The organism is Rhizobium sp. NPDC090279, assembly GCF_044769665.1.
GTDB lineage: Bacteria > Pseudomonadota > Alphaproteobacteria > Rhizobiales > Rhizobiaceae > Rhizobium.
In genome coordinates this window covers 131287-148088 of sequence record NZ_JBIVYI010000005.1, presented here as the reverse complement: position 1 = coordinate 148088, position 16802 = coordinate 131287, and the positions used below count along the sequence as shown (strand labels likewise).

Annotated in this window: 10 protein-coding genes; 2 read left to right on the top strand and 8 right to left on the bottom strand. The window is 61.2% G+C overall.

Translation table 11 applies throughout. From position 1 onward, the window contains the following. The first annotated feature begins 418 nt into the window (after positions 1 to 418). Both pepN and ACIQWP_RS13940 read left to right on the top strand, forming a co-directional pair. Entirely contained in the window at positions 419 to 3067 is a 2649-nt protein-coding gene (gene pepN, locus ACIQWP_RS13945; RefSeq protein ID WP_402788028.1) for an aminopeptidase N, read from the top strand. Positions 3068 to 3296: 229 nt separating this feature from the next. Beyond that, positions 3297 to 5612 (top strand): PAS domain-containing sensor histidine kinase, encoded by a 2316-nt coding sequence (locus tag ACIQWP_RS13940; protein ID WP_402788025.1) that lies wholly within the window; start codon positions 3297 to 3299, stop codon positions 5610 to 5612. Between the two features lie 100 nt (positions 5613 to 5712). On the opposite strand, the gene ACIQWP_RS13935 is transcribed toward ACIQWP_RS13940, so the two are convergent. The 8 genes from ACIQWP_RS13935 to ccmI all read right to left on the bottom strand — a co-directional run bounded on the left by ACIQWP_RS13935 (position 5713) and on the right by ccmI (position 16791). After that, positions 5713 to 8673, bottom strand: coding sequence for a bifunctional [glutamine synthetase] adenylyltransferase/[glutamine synthetase]-adenylyl-L-tyrosine phosphorylase (locus ACIQWP_RS13935; RefSeq protein ID WP_402788022.1), 2961 nt, complete (start codon positions 8671 to 8673; stop codon positions 5713 to 5715). 40 nt (positions 8674 to 8713) lie between these two features. Continuing rightward, on the bottom strand, positions 8714 to 10129 hold the full coding sequence (locus ACIQWP_RS13930; protein ID WP_402788019.1) for a sensor histidine kinase: 1416 nt from the start codon (positions 10127 to 10129) through the stop codon (positions 8714 to 8716). Then, the gene (locus ACIQWP_RS13925; RefSeq protein WP_402788016.1) at positions 10126 to 10884 is read right to left on the bottom strand and encodes a response regulator transcription factor; all 759 of its coding nucleotides are present in this window, start codon (positions 10882 to 10884) and stop codon (positions 10126 to 10128) included. Before ACIQWP_RS13925 ends, ACIQWP_RS13930 begins: the two co-directional genes overlap by 4 nt. Positions 10885 to 10989: 105 nt before the next feature. After that, positions 10990 to 12546 carry a Do family serine endopeptidase gene (locus tag ACIQWP_RS13920; protein WP_402788013.1) on the bottom strand — a complete coding sequence of 519 codons (1557 nt, stop codon included), beginning with the start codon at positions 12544 to 12546 and terminating at the stop codon, positions 10990 to 10992. A gap of 168 nt (positions 12547 to 12714) precedes the next feature. After that, entirely contained in the window at positions 12715 to 13221 is a 507-nt protein-coding gene (locus ACIQWP_RS13915) for a cytochrome c-type biogenesis protein CcmH (RefSeq protein ID WP_402788010.1), read from the bottom strand. Beyond that, positions 13218 to 15206, bottom strand: coding sequence for a heme lyase CcmF/NrfE family subunit (locus ACIQWP_RS13910; protein WP_402788007.1), 1989 nt, complete (start codon positions 15204 to 15206; stop codon positions 13218 to 13220). The genes ACIQWP_RS13915 and ACIQWP_RS13910 overlap by 4 nt, the downstream gene beginning before the upstream one ends. Continuing rightward, a complete protein-coding gene (gene ccmE / locus ACIQWP_RS13905) occupies positions 15203 to 15652 on the bottom strand; it encodes a cytochrome c maturation protein CcmE (RefSeq protein WP_402788004.1) in 450 nt (149 codons plus the stop codon). The genes ACIQWP_RS13910 and ccmE overlap by 4 nt, the downstream gene beginning before the upstream one ends. Then, positions 15649 to 16791 carry a c-type cytochrome biogenesis protein CcmI gene (gene ccmI, locus ACIQWP_RS13900; protein ID WP_402788001.1) on the bottom strand — a complete coding sequence of 381 codons (1143 nt, stop codon included), beginning with the start codon at positions 16789 to 16791 and terminating at the stop codon, positions 15649 to 15651. The genes ccmE and ccmI overlap by 4 nt, the downstream gene beginning before the upstream one ends. Between the last annotated feature and the right edge of the window lie 11 nt (positions 16792 to 16802).

Genomic DNA, 16802 nt, shown 5'->3' with positions numbered 1-16802 from the left:
TCGATCATAATTCCGATATCTAATAGCATGCTATAGTTATGCAGATGCCGTTTTATCGCAAGAGGTTAAACAAATAATTTACTCTAATTTATCGTTTCCTTACTCGAACAGCCTGCATTCGAAGGTAGTGCAGTCATGATCATCTGGCTGAACGTTATGGTAGCAATTGTACTTTCAGTCTGCAAATGCAGGCGGAGATTTGCCGTTTTCCAGTCGAATAATCATTCCGGATTTGCGTTCAACCTGAAACGAGAACGGCTCGCCAAGCGAATACTTATTGTGCCATAACAAAACATGTCGATATCACGACATGACTTTAACTTTGGTTCAGATTTCGATGTAATGATGCCGCCACTTTCAGTCCGGAGGAGGGCTTCGGACCGTGCCCGCCATAGCATAAGCCTGATCAGGATAGACCATGCGAACAGACACCGGCCAGATCGTCAATCTGGCAGATTATCGCCCCACCGACTTCGTTCTGGAACGCGTGGACCTCACGTTCGACCTGCATCCCACCGAGACCAAGGTGGAAGCGCGGCTTATCTTTCATCGCCGAGAAGGCATCGACCCCAAGGCGCCGCTCGTGCTCGATGGCGACGAGCTGGTGCTGTCCGGGCTGCTGCTCGACCAGGCCGAGCTGCCCACTGCGCAATATGACGTCACGCCCGAGAGCCTCACGGTTCGCGATCTGCCGGAAAGCGCGCCTTTCGAGCTGACGATCACGACCGTCATCAATCCCGAAGCCAACACGCAGCTGATGGGCCTCTATCGCACCGGCGGCGTCTACTGCACGCAATGCGAGGCCGAAGGCTTCCGACGCATCACCTATTTCCCTGACCGGCCTGACGTTCTCGCGCCCTATACGGTCAACATCATCGCCGACAGGGATGCCAACCCGCTGCTGCTGTCGAACGGCAATTTCCTCGGTGGCGCCGGCTATGGCGAAGGCAAGCATTTTGCCGCCTGGTTCGATCCGCATCCGAAGCCGAGCTATCTCTTCGCGCTCGTCGCCGGCGATCTGGGTGTCGTCGAAGACACGTTCACCACCCTATCCGGCCGCGAGGTCGCACTGAAGATCTATGTCGAGCACGGCAAGGAGCCGCGTGCCGCCTATGCCATGGATGCGCTGAAGCGCTCGATGAAATGGGATGAAGAGCGGTTCGGCCGCGAATATGATCTCGACATCTTCATGATCGTCGCCGTGTCGGACTTCAATATGGGGGCGATGGAGAACAAGGGCCTCAACGTCTTCAACGACAAGTACGTTCTGGCCGATCCCGAAACTGCGACCGATGCCGACTACGCCAATATCGAAGCCATTATCGCGCACGAATATTTCCACAACTGGACAGGCAATCGCATCACCTGCCGCGATTGGTTCCAGCTCTGCCTCAAGGAAGGCCTGACGGTCTATCGCGATCACGAGTTTTCCGCCGACCAGCGCTCGCGTCCCGTCAAGCGCATCGCCGAGGTCCGGCACCTGAAATCGGAACAGTTTCCGGAGGACGGCGGTCCGCTCGCCCATCCGGTTCGCCCGACGACATACCGTGAAATCAACAACTTCTATACGACGACTGTCTACGAGAAGGGCAGCGAAGTCACGCGTATGATCGCGACGCTACTCGGCCGCGATCTGTTCAAGAAGGGCATGGACCTCTATTTCGATCGGCATGACGGACAAGCCGTGACGATCGAAGATTTCGTCAAATGCTTCGAAGATGTCAGCGGCCGCGATCTCACGCAGTTTTCGCTTTGGTATCATCAGGCCGGCACGCCGCTCGTGACGGCTTCCGGCGCCTACGATGCCGACGCCAAGACATTTAGCCTGTCGCTTGAGCAGATGGTGCCGGCAACGCCGGGGCAGATCGCCAAGAAACCGATGCATATTCCGCTGCGCATGGGCTTGCTTGCCGAAGACGGCGCCGTGATCGCGCCTGCCTCCGTTACCGGGGCGGAGCTTACCGACGACGTGCTGCATGTGACGGAGCAGACGCAGACGGTGACGTTCCACGGCATCCCCTCGCGGCCGGTTCTCTCGCTCAATCGAAGCTTCTCGACGCCGATCAATCTGCAGTTCAGCCAGAGCGCCCGCGATCTCGCATTGATCGCGCGCTATGAGACCGATCATTTTGCCCGCTGGCAGGCGCTCATAGACCTCGGCCTGCCCAACCTCTTGCAGGCGGCGCGCGACGCGCGACAAGGCTTCGATATCAGCTGTGATCCGGCCTTTACCGACGCGCTACTCGCAGCTGCCGCCGATGAGAGCCTGGAGCCGGCCTTCCGCGCCCAGGCGCTCGCCCTGCCAAGCGAGGCCGATATCGCCCGCGAGCTTGGTGGCAACAACGATCCCGATGCCATTCGCGCCGCGCGGCAGACGATCATCAAGCGGGTTGCTGAGGCCGGAAAGGATGTCTTCGCAGCCCTGTATGACGGCATGCAGACTTCAGGCCCCTTCACCCCGGACGCTGCAAGCGCCGGCCGTCGAGCATTGCGCAACGCGGCATTGAGCTATCTGTCGCAGCTGGACGGGACACCGGCGAGAGCGAAAGCCGCCTACGATGCTGCGAACAACATGACCGATCTCAGCGCCGCGTTGACCATACTGGCGCACCACTTCCCGGATTCGGCTGAGACAGCGGCAGCACTTGCGCATTTCCGCGACCGCTTCGCCGACAACGCGCTCGTCATCGACAAGTGGCTCGCCATTCAGGCCGCTATTCCCGGCGCTGGCGCGCTGGAGCGCATCCGGCTGCTCATGGAGACGCCGCTGTTCAAGCGCGCCAATCCGAACCGCGTACGCGCGCTTGTCGGCACGTTCGCCTTCGCAAATCCGACAGGTTTCGGCCGGGCCGACGGCGCCGGATACAATTTCCTGGCCGACGAGATCCTGGAGATCGATCAGCGCAATCCGCAGCTTGCCGCCCGCATCCTGACCTCGATGCGCTCCTGGCGCCTGCTGGAACCGGTGCGCGCCGACCGTGCCCGCGAGGCACTGATGCGGATCGAACGCTCGAACAATCTTTCGACCGATGTGCGCGACATCGTGGATCGCATCCTCAAGGAATGATTTCAGGCGTTCACGCCACTGATTTTGGAAGCTGATTTGCATCGGTCTTTTCAGCTTCAACGAGTCCAGAGCACGCACAACTTACCAGTGCGTGTGTTAAATATGCTGAAATCGCAGATGGTTAAGAAAGTTTTACCTCACCCTCTGGACAAGCCGAATCGCGAGTGATTCATTAAGGCAGATTCGGGCGAGCGGCGCAGCGAATCACACGAGGGACAAGGCTAAAGCGATGGTGGACGTGCGGCGGGCAACCGCGGCCGATGGACGGCTGCGTGTTAATTTCGACGGTCTGAAATCCTGGCATAGCGGCGTTACCGATCGAACCGGAGTGCGGGTTGAGACGATTTCCAGTCGTTTTCCGCAGACGGAACATATTCTCAAGCGCATCATTCCGGTCCTCATCGTTTCCTTCCTGATGGTCGTTGCCGCCTCGCATTTCTTCGGCATGATGACGGAACATAGCCGGATGGCGGCTTCGGCGCGCCGCACGACCTCGCTCTCGATCGCCGCCGCATCCGCCGCGTTCTCGAACGATGCCACCCTGTTCCAGGCCGGCGACCGGGGTAACGCGGAACGGAAACTGGCCTCCTACCTTCCGCAGGATCGATTGGACACCGGCGCCTTCGTGCTGCTCGTGCAGTCGAGCGGCCGGGTGTTCGGCTCATCCGCAGCCGGATCGGGCTATATCGGCATGCTGGTCTCCGACTTCTTTCCCGAAGTGTCTGCCATCCGCAGTTTCGGCGATCATGCCGGCGTGATCGAGACCATGATCGGCGGCGAGCCCTATTACGCGGCGATTTCCCTCATCGGCGACAAGGGCGATTTCATTCTCTCGGCCGCATCGATGGATCAGATCGACAAGCTCTGGCGTGACGAACTGACGCTCAACGTCACGCTCTTTGCCGGCATCTCCTCCATTTTGCTCGTCATTCTATATGCCTATTATACCCAGGTGAGACGGGCCCGGGATGCGGACGAAATCTTCCTCGAATCCAATCTGCGGGTCGAAACCGCGCTGTCGCGCGGCCGCTGCGGCCTCTGGGATTTCGACTTCACCAGCCGCAAGTTCTTCTGGTCGCGCTCGATGTACGACATGCTCGGGCTGCCGGCTGCCGACAAGCCGCTCGCCTTTACCGATGCGGCGCGGCTGATGCACCCGGATGATAACAGCCTGCATATGCTTGCCCGCACCGTCACCCGCGGCAATGCCGGCCAGGTCGACCAGATCCTGCGCATCCGCCATGCCAAGGGGCACTATGTGTGGATGCGGGCCCGCGCCCAGGTCATCCGCGCCAACTCCGGCCGCGTGCACATGATCGGCATTGCCATGGACGTGAGCGAGCAGCACCGATTGGCACAACGCTATGCCGAGGCCGATCAGAGACTGGCCGATGCCATCGAATGCACCTCCGAGGCTTTCGTGCTGTGGGACAAGAACGACCGCCTTGTCATGTGCAATGCTCACTACCAGCAGGCTTACGGCCTGCCGGACAATGTGCTCGTGCCCGGCACCGAGCGCGCCGTCGTCAATGCGGCGGCAGCCCGTCCGGTCATCGAGCGCCGTATCGTCGACCCCGGCCGTTCCAACCATTCGCAGACGACGGAAGTGCAGCTCGCCGACGAGCGCTGGCTGCAGATCAACGAGCGCCGCACCCGTGACGGCGGCCTCGTTTCCGTCGGCACCGACATCACGCAGCTGAAGCGCAATCAGGAGCGTCTTCGCGAGTCCGAACGCCGGCTGATGGCGACCATCAACGATCTCTCCGCATCGCGGCAGATCCTGGAGAAGCAGAAGGCGGAGCTTTCGACCGCCAACACCAACTACCTTGCGGAGAAGGAGCGCGCCGAAGCCGCCAACAAGGCAAAATCGGAATTCCTCGCCAACATGTCGCACGAGCTACGTACGCCGCTCAACGCCATTCTCGGCTTTTCGGAGATCCTGCAGGACCAGATGTTCGGCCCGCTTGGCTCCGCCCGCTACAACGAATATGCCAAGGACATTCACGACAGCGGCAAGCATCTGCTGAATGTCATCAACGACATTCTCGACATGTCGAAGATCGAAGCAGGGCATATGAAGCTTTCCTGTGAGCGGATCAATCTTGCGCCGCTCATCGAGGAATGCCTGCGCTTCACCCGCATTCCGGCCGCTCAGAAGAACATTCTCGTCGAGCAGACCATTTCCGCCGACATCAAGCTCAATGCCGACCGGCGGGCGATGAAGCAGATCGTGCTGAACCTGCTTTCCAACGCCGTGAAGTTCACCAATGACGGCGGCCGCATCGCGGTTCGCACCCGCAGGGTCGAGAATGCGGTGATGCTTGTGATCGCCGATACGGGCATCGGCATTCCGAAATCGGCGCTCAGCAAGATCGGCCAGCCCTTCGAACAGGTGCAGAGCCAATATGCGAAGAGCAAAGGCGGCTCCGGACTCGGGCTCGCCATTTCAAGATCGCTGACGGCACTGCATCATGGCCGCATGCGCATCCGCTCGCGCGAAGGCGTGGGCACGGTCATTGCGATCCGCATCCCGGATCAGCGCTAAAGCGCGTCGCGACCTTTCAGATTCGCTTCTGGCGCTTTAGGCCCTTGATTTTGCGCATGTCGTTATCGCAAAACCGCTGCGCACTTTTGCGCGACGTGCTTTAGCTTCCAACCGTCCCCTGGAATATCTTCCGCACTGCCTTCGACAACCGCTTCAGTTCCGCCTCCAGCGTGCGGATATCCGGGCAGTCGCCGGCACGGCAGACCAGTTCGATCAGGCCGGAAGGTGTATTTTTCGGATCGAACGTACCGTCGATACAAAGGCGGATCAGCTGCGACACTTCCGTGTAGAGTTGCAGAGCCTCAAGGCAAATATCCAGATCATTGCGATCCACCAGGCTGCCGCCGAGCAACTTCAACGTTTCGGCCGTGCTGAGGCCGTTTGCGTCGATACCGACGCCGCGGGCCGGCGCGATCAACCGCAGATACTGTGCGATGAATTCGATATCGATCAGCCCACCGGGGATCAGCTTCAGATCCCAAATACTCTCCGGCGGTTTTTCCTGTTCGATCAGGAGGCGCATCTCGCGAACATCCCTGGCGATCTTGGCGACATCTCTCTTTGTCGAGAGAACCTCGCCGATGACGCGCTCCGCGTCGTTCACCAATTCCTCGTCGCCGCAGATCAACCGCGCCCGCGAAAGCGCCATGTGCTCCCACGTCCAGGCTTCCTCGCGCTGGTACTTCTCGAACGAGTTGACGCGCGTGGCGACCGGGCCTTTGTTGCCTGAAGGCCGCAGGCGCATGTCGACCTCGTAGAGCACGCCCTCGGCCGTCGGCGCCGAAAGGGCGGCGATCAGGCGCTGGGTGATGCGCGTGAAATAACGCATGGCGTCCAGTGGCTTGGGGCCGGAGGATTCAGCCGCCGTTTCATCGTAGTCATAGAGCAGAATGATATCGATGTCGGAACCGGCCGAGAGCTCGAAACTGCCGAGCTTACCCATTCCGACGACGGCAACGCGGCCGCCGGGATATTCGCCATGGGCTGAACGGATTTCCTTCATGACGGCATCCAGCGCCGCTTCAACGATCAGATCGGCAAGGAAGGTAAAGGCGCGAGCCGCCATGTTCCCTCCGATCGCACCGGTCAGCAACCGAATGCCGATCAGGAAGCGTTGTTCGGAGGCGAAGATGCGCAGCAGGTCGAGTGTTTCCTCATAGTGCCTTGCCGGGGCCAGGAAGCTTCTGAGGCGTTCGGCCAGATAATCGCGCGTCGGCAGTTCGGCCATGAGCCTTGGGTCCAGCATGCCGTCGAAGACATGCGGCTTGGCCGCAATGATCTCGGCAAGACGCGGCGCCGAGGACATGATGTTGACGATGAGCGAGAGCAGTGCCGGGTTGGTGCCGAGCAGCGAGAAGAGCTGAATGCCCGCCGGCAAGCCGGAAATGAAACTGTCGAAGCGCAACAGGGCCTTGTCCGCACGCTTGCTTTCGCCGAAGACGCGCAGCAGCTCCGGCGTCAGCTCTGTCAGCCGCTCGCGCGCCTCGACGGATTGCGTGGCGCGGTATCGGCCGTAATGCCAGGTGCGGATGACATTGGCGATGTCGGATGGCCTTTCGAAGCCGAGGCGGCGCAGCGTCTCGAGCGTATCTGGATCGTCGCCCTGGCCGGTAAAGACCAGATTGCCCGTTTCCGACGACAGCTTGGTTTCCTGCTCGAACAACCGCGCATACCGCCGTTCGACGGTCTTCAATGTCGTCACCAGCGCTTCGGAGAAGGCCGATGCGTCGGCAAAGCCCATCATGAACGCGATGCGTCGGAGTTCGGCATCCGTTTCCGGCAACAGATGCGTCTGCTCGTCTCTCACCATCTGGATACGGTGCTCGACATCGCGCAGGAACCAATAGGCTGATGTCAGTTCATCGCGAGTCTCCCCGTCGATCCATTTCGCCTCGGTCAGTTCGGAGAGCGTTTGCTCCGTCGACTGGCAACGCAATGCCGGCATGCGCCCGCCGGCAATCAACTGCTGCGTCTGCACGAAGAACTCGATCTCGCGGATGCCACCGCGGCCGAGCTTGACGTTGTGGCCCTTGACCGCGATCGCGCCATGCCCCTTATGCACATGGATCTGCCGCTTGATCGAATGAATGTCTGATATCGCGGCATAATCAAGATATTTGCGGAAGACGAAGGGTACGAGATCGCGGATGAAAGCCTGGCCGGCAGTGATATCGCCACCGACAGGCCGCGCCTTGATGAAGGCGGCGCGCTCCCAGTTCTGTCCCCTGCCTTCGTAATAAATCATCGCCGCATCCACCGGAATCGCAAGCGGCGTCGAGCCAGGATCGGGGCGCAGACGCAGATCGGTGCGGAAAACGTAACCATCCGCCGTGCGTTCCTGCAGGATGCGAACCAACCGCCGCATCAGCCTCGGAAAAATATCGATGGCGTCGTCGGGATCGGGAACGACGCCGGCGATCTCATCGAAGAAGACGACCAGATCGATATCCGACGAATAGTTCAGCTCCTCGGCGCCGAGCTTGCCCATGCCGAGCACGATCAGGCCGGATTTCCAGCTCGGGGCAGTTGGATCGGGAAGCACGATCTTGCCGGTCTCGTGCGCCGACAGCAGCAGATGATCGATGGCCGCAGAAATGGACGCCTCCGCGAGCCTGCTCAGCCAGCGGGTGGTCACCTTGCCGTCGTAGATGCGCGCGAGGTCGGCAAGCGCGACCAGAAAGGCGGCGCGGCGCTTGGCGATGCGCAAGCGGCTCATTACTTCGGATTCCGAAGGCGACGCACCCTCGCCTTCCGCCGGCAGCCAGGCTCGCCGCGCCTCCTCGACCAGAGCTTCTATCTGCGGCGACAGTGGCTTCTCGATCGCGGCGACAAGCAGCGACGGTTCGAGATTGGCTATTTCGCGCAAGTGAGGCGACAAGGCCAATGCGGCGATGTTGAAATCCCGCAAAGCGCTCTCGCCGGCAAGCAGATCGGCGACGACGGGCTCAGCCCCGGCAATCTGCTTGAGATCGGCCAGCGCAGACTTCGCCTCCGTCTGGTTCAGCGGCCGCAACCGCCCAGACGGGACATCCCGGAGCAAATCGCTTTGCGTCGTCGTCATGCAGTTCTCCCCAACAGCAAGCGGATACTGCAGGATTAACCTATTGTTTCTGCATGGGGAAGATCATGGTCACCGTTAATCCCTTGGCATCGGGACTGTCGGGATCGGTATCGGAAAGCTCCAGCCGTCCGCCATGCAGCTCCATGACCGCCTCCACCAGCGCAAGGCCAAGGCCCGTTCCCGGCTTGGAGCGGCTTTCATCCAGGCGGAAGAAGCGCTTGACGACATCGGCGCGCTGATGGGCGGGAATGCCTGCTCCGTGGTCGGCGACGGCAAGCGTCACAGCGTCGTTCGTACGCGCCAGCTTGAAGGTTATCGCTTGTTCGCCATTGCCGCCCGTCGCATATTTGAGGGCATTGTCGATGAGATTGAAGAGCGCCTGGCCGATCAGCTCGCGATTGCCCTGCACCTCGACATCAGGCTGGATATCGGAGGTCAGCGTCAAGCCCGCTTCCTCGGCGACCGGCTCATAGAGTTCGGCGGTATCGGCGACGATAGACGAGAGATCGACGCCGGTCATTTCGGCGGCCACCGATCCCGCCTCGACGCGAGAGATCATCAGGAGTGCATTGAAGGTGCGGATCAGCTGATCGGATTCGCCGATGATACCCTCTAGCGCCGTGCGGCGGCCATCGCTGTCGGCATTGTCGAGCGCATCGGCCGCCTTGTTGCGCAGGCGCGTCAGTGGGGTCTTGAGGTCGTGTGCAATATTGTCGGAGACCTGCCGCAACCCCTCGTTCAACTTCTCGATGCGCCCGAGCATGGCATTCAGCGATGCCGACATGCGGTCGAACTCGTCTCCGGAACCACCGACAGGCAGACGCTGGGAAAGATCCCCCGCCATGATCTTGCGGCTGGCATCCGTCATCCGGTCGATGCGCTTCAGCGCATTGCGACCGATGCCGAACCAGATGACCAATGCGCCGAGCCCCATGATCGCCAGCGCCAGCATCAGCGCCTGGCGCACCAGCACGCGGAAGCGCTCCGGCTCGCCAAGGTCTCGGCCGATCAGGATGCGCAGGCCATTGTCGAGAATGAAGATATTGGCGATCGCCAGATGCTGGCGTTCAGGATCGTTGGAGGCGTCGGTATAGCGCTCATAGATGAAGGGCAGCTCCGTCCAGCCAGCCGCGCCGAGCACGCCGGGCTGCACGGAGGCGACGTTGCCGGCCAGAATATCGCCGGAGGGACCGGCAATGACATAGAGGTTGGCGCCCGGCTGGCGCGCACGCCGCTCCATCGTGCGCAGAAGCAGGTTCAGCCCGCCGATATCGTAGGCGCGCTTGACCTGATTGACTTCCTGTTGAACAGCATCGCGAATCTGCCCCGTCAGCAGCCGTTCGGACATGGCGGTGACGTAGAACACCAGTGTCGCGGCGCAAAGCGCAAAGAGAAGGATATAGAGAGCGGAAAGGCGGACTGCGGTGGACTTGAAGAGGACGCGGAAGCGACTCATCCCTCGTCCTTGATCATGTAGCCGGCGCCGCGGATCGTCTTCAGCAGCGGCTGGCTGAAATCCTTCTCGATCTTGGAGCGGAGGCGCGAAACGTGGACGTCGATGACGTTCGTCTGCGGATCGAAATGATAATCCCAGACATTCTCGAGCAGCATCGTGCGGGTGACGACCTGGCCGGCATTCTTCATCAGATATTCCAGCAGGCGGAATTCACGCGGCTGCAGCGGGATTTCCTTGCCGCCGCGGCGCACCTCGTGGGAGAGGCGATCGAGTTCGAGATCACCGACGCGATAGAGGACATCCTGCTCCGGCGTGCCCTTGCGGCGGCCGAGCACTTCAACACGCGCCAACAACTCGCTGAAAGCATAGGGTTTCGGCAGATAATCGTCGCCGCCGGCACGCAAGCCCGTGACGCGATCGTCGACCTGGCCAAGTGCGGAAAGGATCAAGACCGGCGTATGCACGCCCTTGCGGCGCAGCTCGCTGATGACGGATAGCCCGTCGCGGCGCGGCAACATGCGGTCGATGATGGCGACATCGTAGGTGTTCTCGGTGCCCATGAACAGGCCGCTCTCGCCGTCGCTTGCGTGATCGGCGATGATGCCGGCCTCGCGAAACGCCTTGGTGAGATAGGCGGCGGCCTCGAGATCGTCTTCGATAATCAGAATCTTCATGTGAGCGACATTACCTGCCGAGGCTGCCTCGGCACAACCAGAATCGGAAGAGTTCACGGCATGTTGGCCAGCGGTTGTCATCTTTCACCTGCCTTGGAGCCAGTCATCTCTGACACATTATAAAAAGGGAAGCCGCGCAAGCCGTGGCCTGCGCGGCTTCCCGATGCATTTCATAGGCTGAAGGGATCAACCGGCGTTGATCGGCAGGGCAACGAAGCGGCTGCCGTCGCCGGACTGAATCTGGAACAGGGCGCGCGTGCGGCCATCCTTCTTAGCCTGCTCGATGACCTTAGCGATGTCGCCGGCGTTCGAAACCTGCTGGTTGTTGACCGAGGTGATCTTCTCGCCTTCCTTCACGCCCTTGTCGGCAGCATCGGAATCCGGGTCGACGGCGGTGATCGCGACACCCTTGCCATCGTCGGAGGGGCCGACGGTGAGGCCGAGATCAGCCAGCGCCTTCTCGGAAGAAGGCTGCTGCGGCTGCTGCTCCTGCTGCGTGTCGTCATTGGAGGCCTGGTTCTGATCGGCGGGCAGCGTGCCGAGCTCGACCGTGACCGACTGCGATTTGCCGCCACGCCATAGCGAAACCTCGACCTTGGAGCCCGGCTGCATGTTGCCGATACGGCGGGCGAGATCGCGCGGGTCCTTCACCGGATCGCCATTGACTGCGGTCACGACGTCGCCATTCTTGATTCCGGCCTTCTGGCCTGGCGAACCATCCTGCGGGGAGACAACCAAAGCGCCGCTCGCTTCGGAAAGGCCGAGGGATTCGGCAATATCCTTGGTGACGGGCTGGATCTGCACGCCGAGCCAGCCACGCGAAACCGTGCCGGTCTTGATCAGGTCGGCAACGACGTCCTTGGCGGTTGTTGCCGGAATTGCGAAGGCGATGCCGACGCTGCCGCCCGACTGCGAGAAGATGGCGGTGTTGATGCCAACCACCTGGCCGTTCAGGTTGAAGGTCGGGCCACCGGAATTGCCCTTGTTCACCGGCGCATCGATCTGGATGTAATCGTCATAGGGGCCGGAATGGATATCGCGGCCACGAGCCGATACGATACCCGCGGTAACCGTGCCGCCAAGGCCGAAGGGGTTGCCGACGGCAACGACCCAGTCGCCGACACGGACCTTGGAATCATCGGCCCAATCGACATAGGTGAACTTCTTGCCCTTGGGGTCGACCTTCAGGACGGCGAGATCGGTGCGTGAATCCTTACCGACGAGCTTGGCGTCAAGCTCGGTGCCGTCATTGAGAACGACGACGAAAGCGGCACCATCGGAAACGACATGGTTATTGGTGACGATGTAGCCGTCTTCCGAAACGAAGAAGCCGGACCCTTGAGCGACCGGGCGCAGGCGGCCCTTGTCTTCGGAGTTCTTCTGCTGGTTCTGGCCGTGCTGCTGGCCGCGGCCCTGCTGCTGTTCAAACTGGCGGAAGAACTTCTTCAGCGGGTGATCGTCAGGGAGATCGTCGAAGCCGCGGCCGAGACCAAAGGAATCATCTTCATCGGCAACCGGGTTGATGCGGGATTCGACGCGAACGGAGACGACGGCCGGCGATACGGCATCCACCACGTTGGCAAAGCTCGGGACCTGCGGCGCCTGAACATTGACGGCATCGGCATAGGCGCCGTTGATGGCGGCCGGGACACCCGTAGCCAGGGCAGCGACAGCGAGGCCGGCGACGACGGAAGCCTTCAAAGCAGTGCTGCGGGACAAGGTGTCCTTGATATTCCTGAACATAGGCGAATTACCTTCTCTTTTCTCGTCAGATTTGCGCCGGCGGAACCGGCTATGGTTCGTCATGGTAGAGATATAGGGCACGACACCTTACAACGAACTGTCCGCCCCATGAAAAATTCGTAATGTAAGGAAATCGTTGCAATGACATGACGGACGATGACGGCCGCGTCACTTTCCAAGGATGTCTTTCAATTGCGCTTCTTCATCGGCGCTCAAGGGTTTGCCGGTAGGCTTGCCGGCGCGACGGCGCGCGTAGACGGCGAGAGCCAAACCGCTCACCATGAACAGCACAATGGGGGCTCCCCAAAGAAAATAGGTCTTTTCGCTCAGGCGCGGCTTGAGCAGAACGAATTCGCCATAACGTGAGACGATGTAATCGAGCACCTGTCGATCGGTATCGCCATCCGCGAGACGCCTCCGCACCAGCAAGCGCAGGTCGCGGGCAAGATCGGCGTTGGAATCGTCGATGGACTGGTTCTGGCAGACCATGCAGCGCAATTCGGCAGAGATGGTCCGCGCCCGCGCCTCAAGAGCCGGATCGGGCAGAACTTCATCTGGATTGACGGCAAAGGCGCTCATCGGCGCCAGAAGCGCGACAAGGCAAAGAAACAGCCGCAGGACGCCGCCGAAACCGCGGATGCCGGCAAAGCGCGATGTCGGCCAGCCCCTGCTCATTCGGCCGGCTCCAGGGCCGGACGAACCGGTTTCGTCTTGCGGCTCGGTGCGCCGACGCGCAGGCGACGGTCGCTGAGCGACACGAAACCGCCGATCGCCATGACAAGCGCGCCCATCCAGATGCAGAGAATGAACGGCTTCCACCAGATACGTACGACCATGCCGCCATCCTTGCTGGCATCGCCGACCGATACATAGAGCTGATTGAGACCAAGCGTGAGAATGCCGGACTCGGTGGTTGCGGTGCGGCTTGCGGTAAAGACGCGTTTGGCGGACGACATTTCCGCAAAAGCGACCCCGCCGCGGCTGACCGTGAAGCGGGCGCGCTCCTCGGTGAAGTTGGGGCCGACGCCGGGCTGCATGCCTTCGAAGCGCAGGCTGTAGCCGCCCAGCTCGGCCGTCTCGCCCGGCTTCATGCTGGTGATATGTTCCGCCTCGTAGGTCGTCACCGCGATGATGCCGAGGACGGTGATGCCGAGGCCCGCATGGGCAAGCGCGGTGCCAAAAGCAGAGCGCGGCAGCCCGCTCAGGCGGCGCCAGGCGACGGCCATCTCCACCTTGCCGACGCCAGCGCGATACCAGAGATCGGCCAAAGCGCCGAAGATCAGGAAGAAGCCGGCGGCGAGGCCGAGAATGGCCAGCACCGGTCCGCCGTGCTTGATATAGAACAAGACAAGGCCCGCCAGGAACGCAAGGCCCGCGACGACATAGAGCCTCTGCAGCGCGCCGAGAAGATCGCCGCGTTTCCAGGCAAGCAGCGGGCCGAAGGGCACGGCGATCAGGATCGGCGTCATCAGCAATCCGAAGGTCATGTTGAAGAAGGGCGGACCAACGGAGATCTTGTCGCCGGTCAGCGTTTCGAGCGCCAGCGGATAGAGCGTGCCGGTCAGCACCGTGCCGCAGGCGACCGTCAGGATCAGGTTGTTCAGCACCAGCGCGCCCTCGCGCGAGATCGGCGCAAACAATCCGCCTGCCGCAAGCTTCGGCGCCCGCAAGGCGAAGAGCGACAGCGCGCCGCCGATGAAGACGAGGAGAATGCAGAGAATGAAGATGCCACGTGTGGGATCGCTGGCGAAGGAATGCACAGAGGTCAGCACGCCGGAGCGGACGAGGAAGGTGCCAAGCAGCGACAGGGAGAACGTGAGGATCGCCAGCAGCACCGTCCAGATCTTCAGGGCGTCACGCTTTTCCATGACCAGTGCCGAATGCAGCAGCGCGGTACCGGCAAGCCATGGCATGAAGGAGGCATTTTCCACCGGGTCCCAGAACCACCAGCCGCCCCAGCCGAGCTCGTAGTAAGCCCAATAGGAACCCATCGCGATACCAAGCGTCAGGAAGCTCCACGCAGCCAGCGTCCAGGGACGGACCCAGCGCGCCCAGGCGGCATCGATGCGACCTTCCAGAAGCGCTGCAACGGCGAAGGAGAAGCAGACGGAAAAGCCGACATAACCGAGATAGAGCAAGGGCGGATGGATCGCCAGGCCGATATCCTGCAGGATGGGGTTGAGGTCCTTGCCCTCGGCGGGTGCCGGGTTCAGTCGAATGAAGGGATTGGATGTGAGCAGGATGAAGACCAGAAAGGCGGAGGAGATCCAAGCCTGCACGGCGAGCACATTGGCGCGCAGCACATCAGGCAGATTACGCCCGAACAGCGCGACAAGCGCACTGAACAGCGCCAGGATCAACAGCCAGAGCATCATCGATCCCTCGTGATTGCCCCAGACGCCGGAAATCTTGAAGATCAACGGCATCAGCGAATGGGAATTGGCCCAGACGTTGAGGACGGAGAAATCGGAGGCAACATAGGCGTAGGTCAGCACAGCGAAAGAGAAGGCGACCAGCAGGAACATGACGATCGAGCCGATCGGCGCGATATCCATCATCGATACGTCACTGCGCCGCGCGCCGACGACAGGCAAAATTGAGACGATCAGCGCGGTCGCGAGCGCCAGCACCAGGGCATAATGTCCGAGCTCGATGATCATTGGCTGGCCTCCTCGCCCTTCCACACGCCATCGGCCTTCAGCTTGTCGGCGACCTGCTTCGGCATGTAGCGCTCATCATGCTTGGCCAGTACGCTATCGGCAACGAAAACGTCGCTGCCCGGCTCGAACTTGCCTTCGGTGACCACGCCCTGCCCCTCACGGAACAGATCCGGCAGGATGCCGTCATATCTAACCTTGATCGTGTCGGTGCCATCCGTGACAGAGAACTGAACCTGTGTGCCCTGGCCGCGCACGATCGAGCCTTCGCCGACAAGGCCGCCGAGGCGGATCAGCGTCCCGGCATTAACAGGCGTCTTGGCGAGGTCAGCCGGCATGTAGAAATAGGCGACCGACTGACTGAAGGCGAACAGAACCAGCAGCACGGCGGCGGCGATGAAACCCATGCCGCCAGCGATCACCGCCAACCGTTTTTGCTTGCGGGTCATTGCTGCGTCACCTCCGTCGGCAGTCCCAATTCCTTCGCCAGCGCCAGAAGCTGCTGGCCCTCCCCTCCGTCGGCCGGAAAGGCCGCAAGGCCGCGTTTCAGCGCATCGGCGGCGCGATCCCGATCGTTGAGCACGGCATAGGAACGGATCAGCCGCATCCAGCCTTCGAAATTCTTCGGATCTTCCTTGAGTTTGGCATCGAGGCTATCGACCATTCCACGGATCATCTGCTGGCGATCGCCACTGCTCAGCGCATTCGCCGCCGCCACATCTTCCGCGGTCGGATTGCCGGGCGCATTGGCGTTCGCAGAAGCCATCGCCTGGCCGCCGTTCTTGACGATATGCTCGTTGACGGCGGCAAGCCAGGGCGCATCCGGCGGCGATTGTTTCGCCAGGGCCTCGAAGGCGGTCTTCGCATCGGCTGCCTTGCCTTCCTGTTCCAGCGCCAGCGCCAGATAGAAAAGCGTGCGGGGATTGGCGGCATCGAGCGCTAGGGATTGCTGCAGCGTGCCGCGCGCCTCCGCCGTCACGACACCATTGGCCTTGACGACCAAGACCTCGCCCAGATCGCCGAGGCGGGCCGCATTCGGCCCCAGCAGGCGGATGACATTGCGATAGGCAAGCTCCGCGTCGCCGATACGATTGGTCTTGAAATAGACCGGTGCGAGGATTTCCCAGCCCTTGGCGTCATCCGGGTTCTTGGCCAGATGCTGCTCGATCTTGACGATGGAAATGGCGAGATCGTTTCCAGGCTTTTCAAGCCGCGCTTCCAGCGGCTGTGCCGGCAGACCGGGATCGCCATTGGCGAGATAGAGACAGAGGCCGACGGCCGGAAGAACGACGATGATGAAGGCCTGGGCAAGACGATAGCCGCCATCCGCAGACGATTTCGCTTCCGTCTTCTCATCCTTGGCGGCAGCGATAAGGCGCCTGCCGATCTCGGCGCGGGCATAGCCTGCCTCCTGCGCGGAGATGAGACCGCCGGCAAGATCGCGGTCCAATTCGCGAAGCTGATCACGATAGACTTCGGCTTCTCCGGAGCGACAGTCCTCCGCCTCCTTCGCACCACGCAGAAGAGGGTAGAGCAGCACAGCGCCGACAACAGCCGTCAGAACGGCCACGAGAATCCAGAACAGCATAGACGCCCAAT

Bases quoted from the DNA above. Each gene is read 5' to 3' on its own strand.
- pepN (WP_402788028.1), top strand. From the start codon at position 419: ATGCGAACAGACACCGGCCAGATCGTCAATCTGGCAGATTATCGCCCC.
- ACIQWP_RS13940 (WP_402788025.1), top strand. From the start codon at position 3,297: ATGGTGGACGTGCGGCGGGCAACCGCGGCCGATGGACGGCTGCGTGTT.
- ACIQWP_RS13935 (WP_402788022.1), bottom strand. From the start codon at position 8,673: ATGACGACGACGCAAAGCGATTTGCTCCGGGATGTCCCGTCTGGGCGG.
- ACIQWP_RS13930 (WP_402788019.1), bottom strand. From the start codon at position 10,129: ATGAGTCGCTTCCGCGTCCTCTTCAAGTCCACCGCAGTCCGCCTTTCC.
- ACIQWP_RS13925 (WP_402788016.1), bottom strand. From the start codon at position 10,884: ATGACAACCGCTGGCCAACATGCCGTGAACTCTTCCGATTCTGGTTGT.
- ACIQWP_RS13920 (WP_402788013.1), bottom strand. From the start codon at position 12,546: ATGTTCAGGAATATCAAGGACACCTTGTCCCGCAGCACTGCTTTGAAG.
- ACIQWP_RS13915 (WP_402788010.1), bottom strand. From the start codon at position 13,221: ATGAGCAGGGGCTGGCCGACATCGCGCTTTGCCGGCATCCGCGGTTTC.
- ACIQWP_RS13910 (WP_402788007.1), bottom strand. From the start codon at position 15,206: ATGATCATCGAGCTCGGACATTATGCCCTGGTGCTGGCGCTCGCGACC.
- ccmE (WP_402788004.1), bottom strand. From the start codon at position 15,652: ATGACCCGCAAGCAAAAACGGTTGGCGGTGATCGCTGGCGGCATGGGT.
- ccmI (WP_402788001.1), bottom strand. From the start codon at position 16,791: ATGCTGTTCTGGATTCTCGTGGCCGTTCTGACGGCTGTTGTCGGCGCT.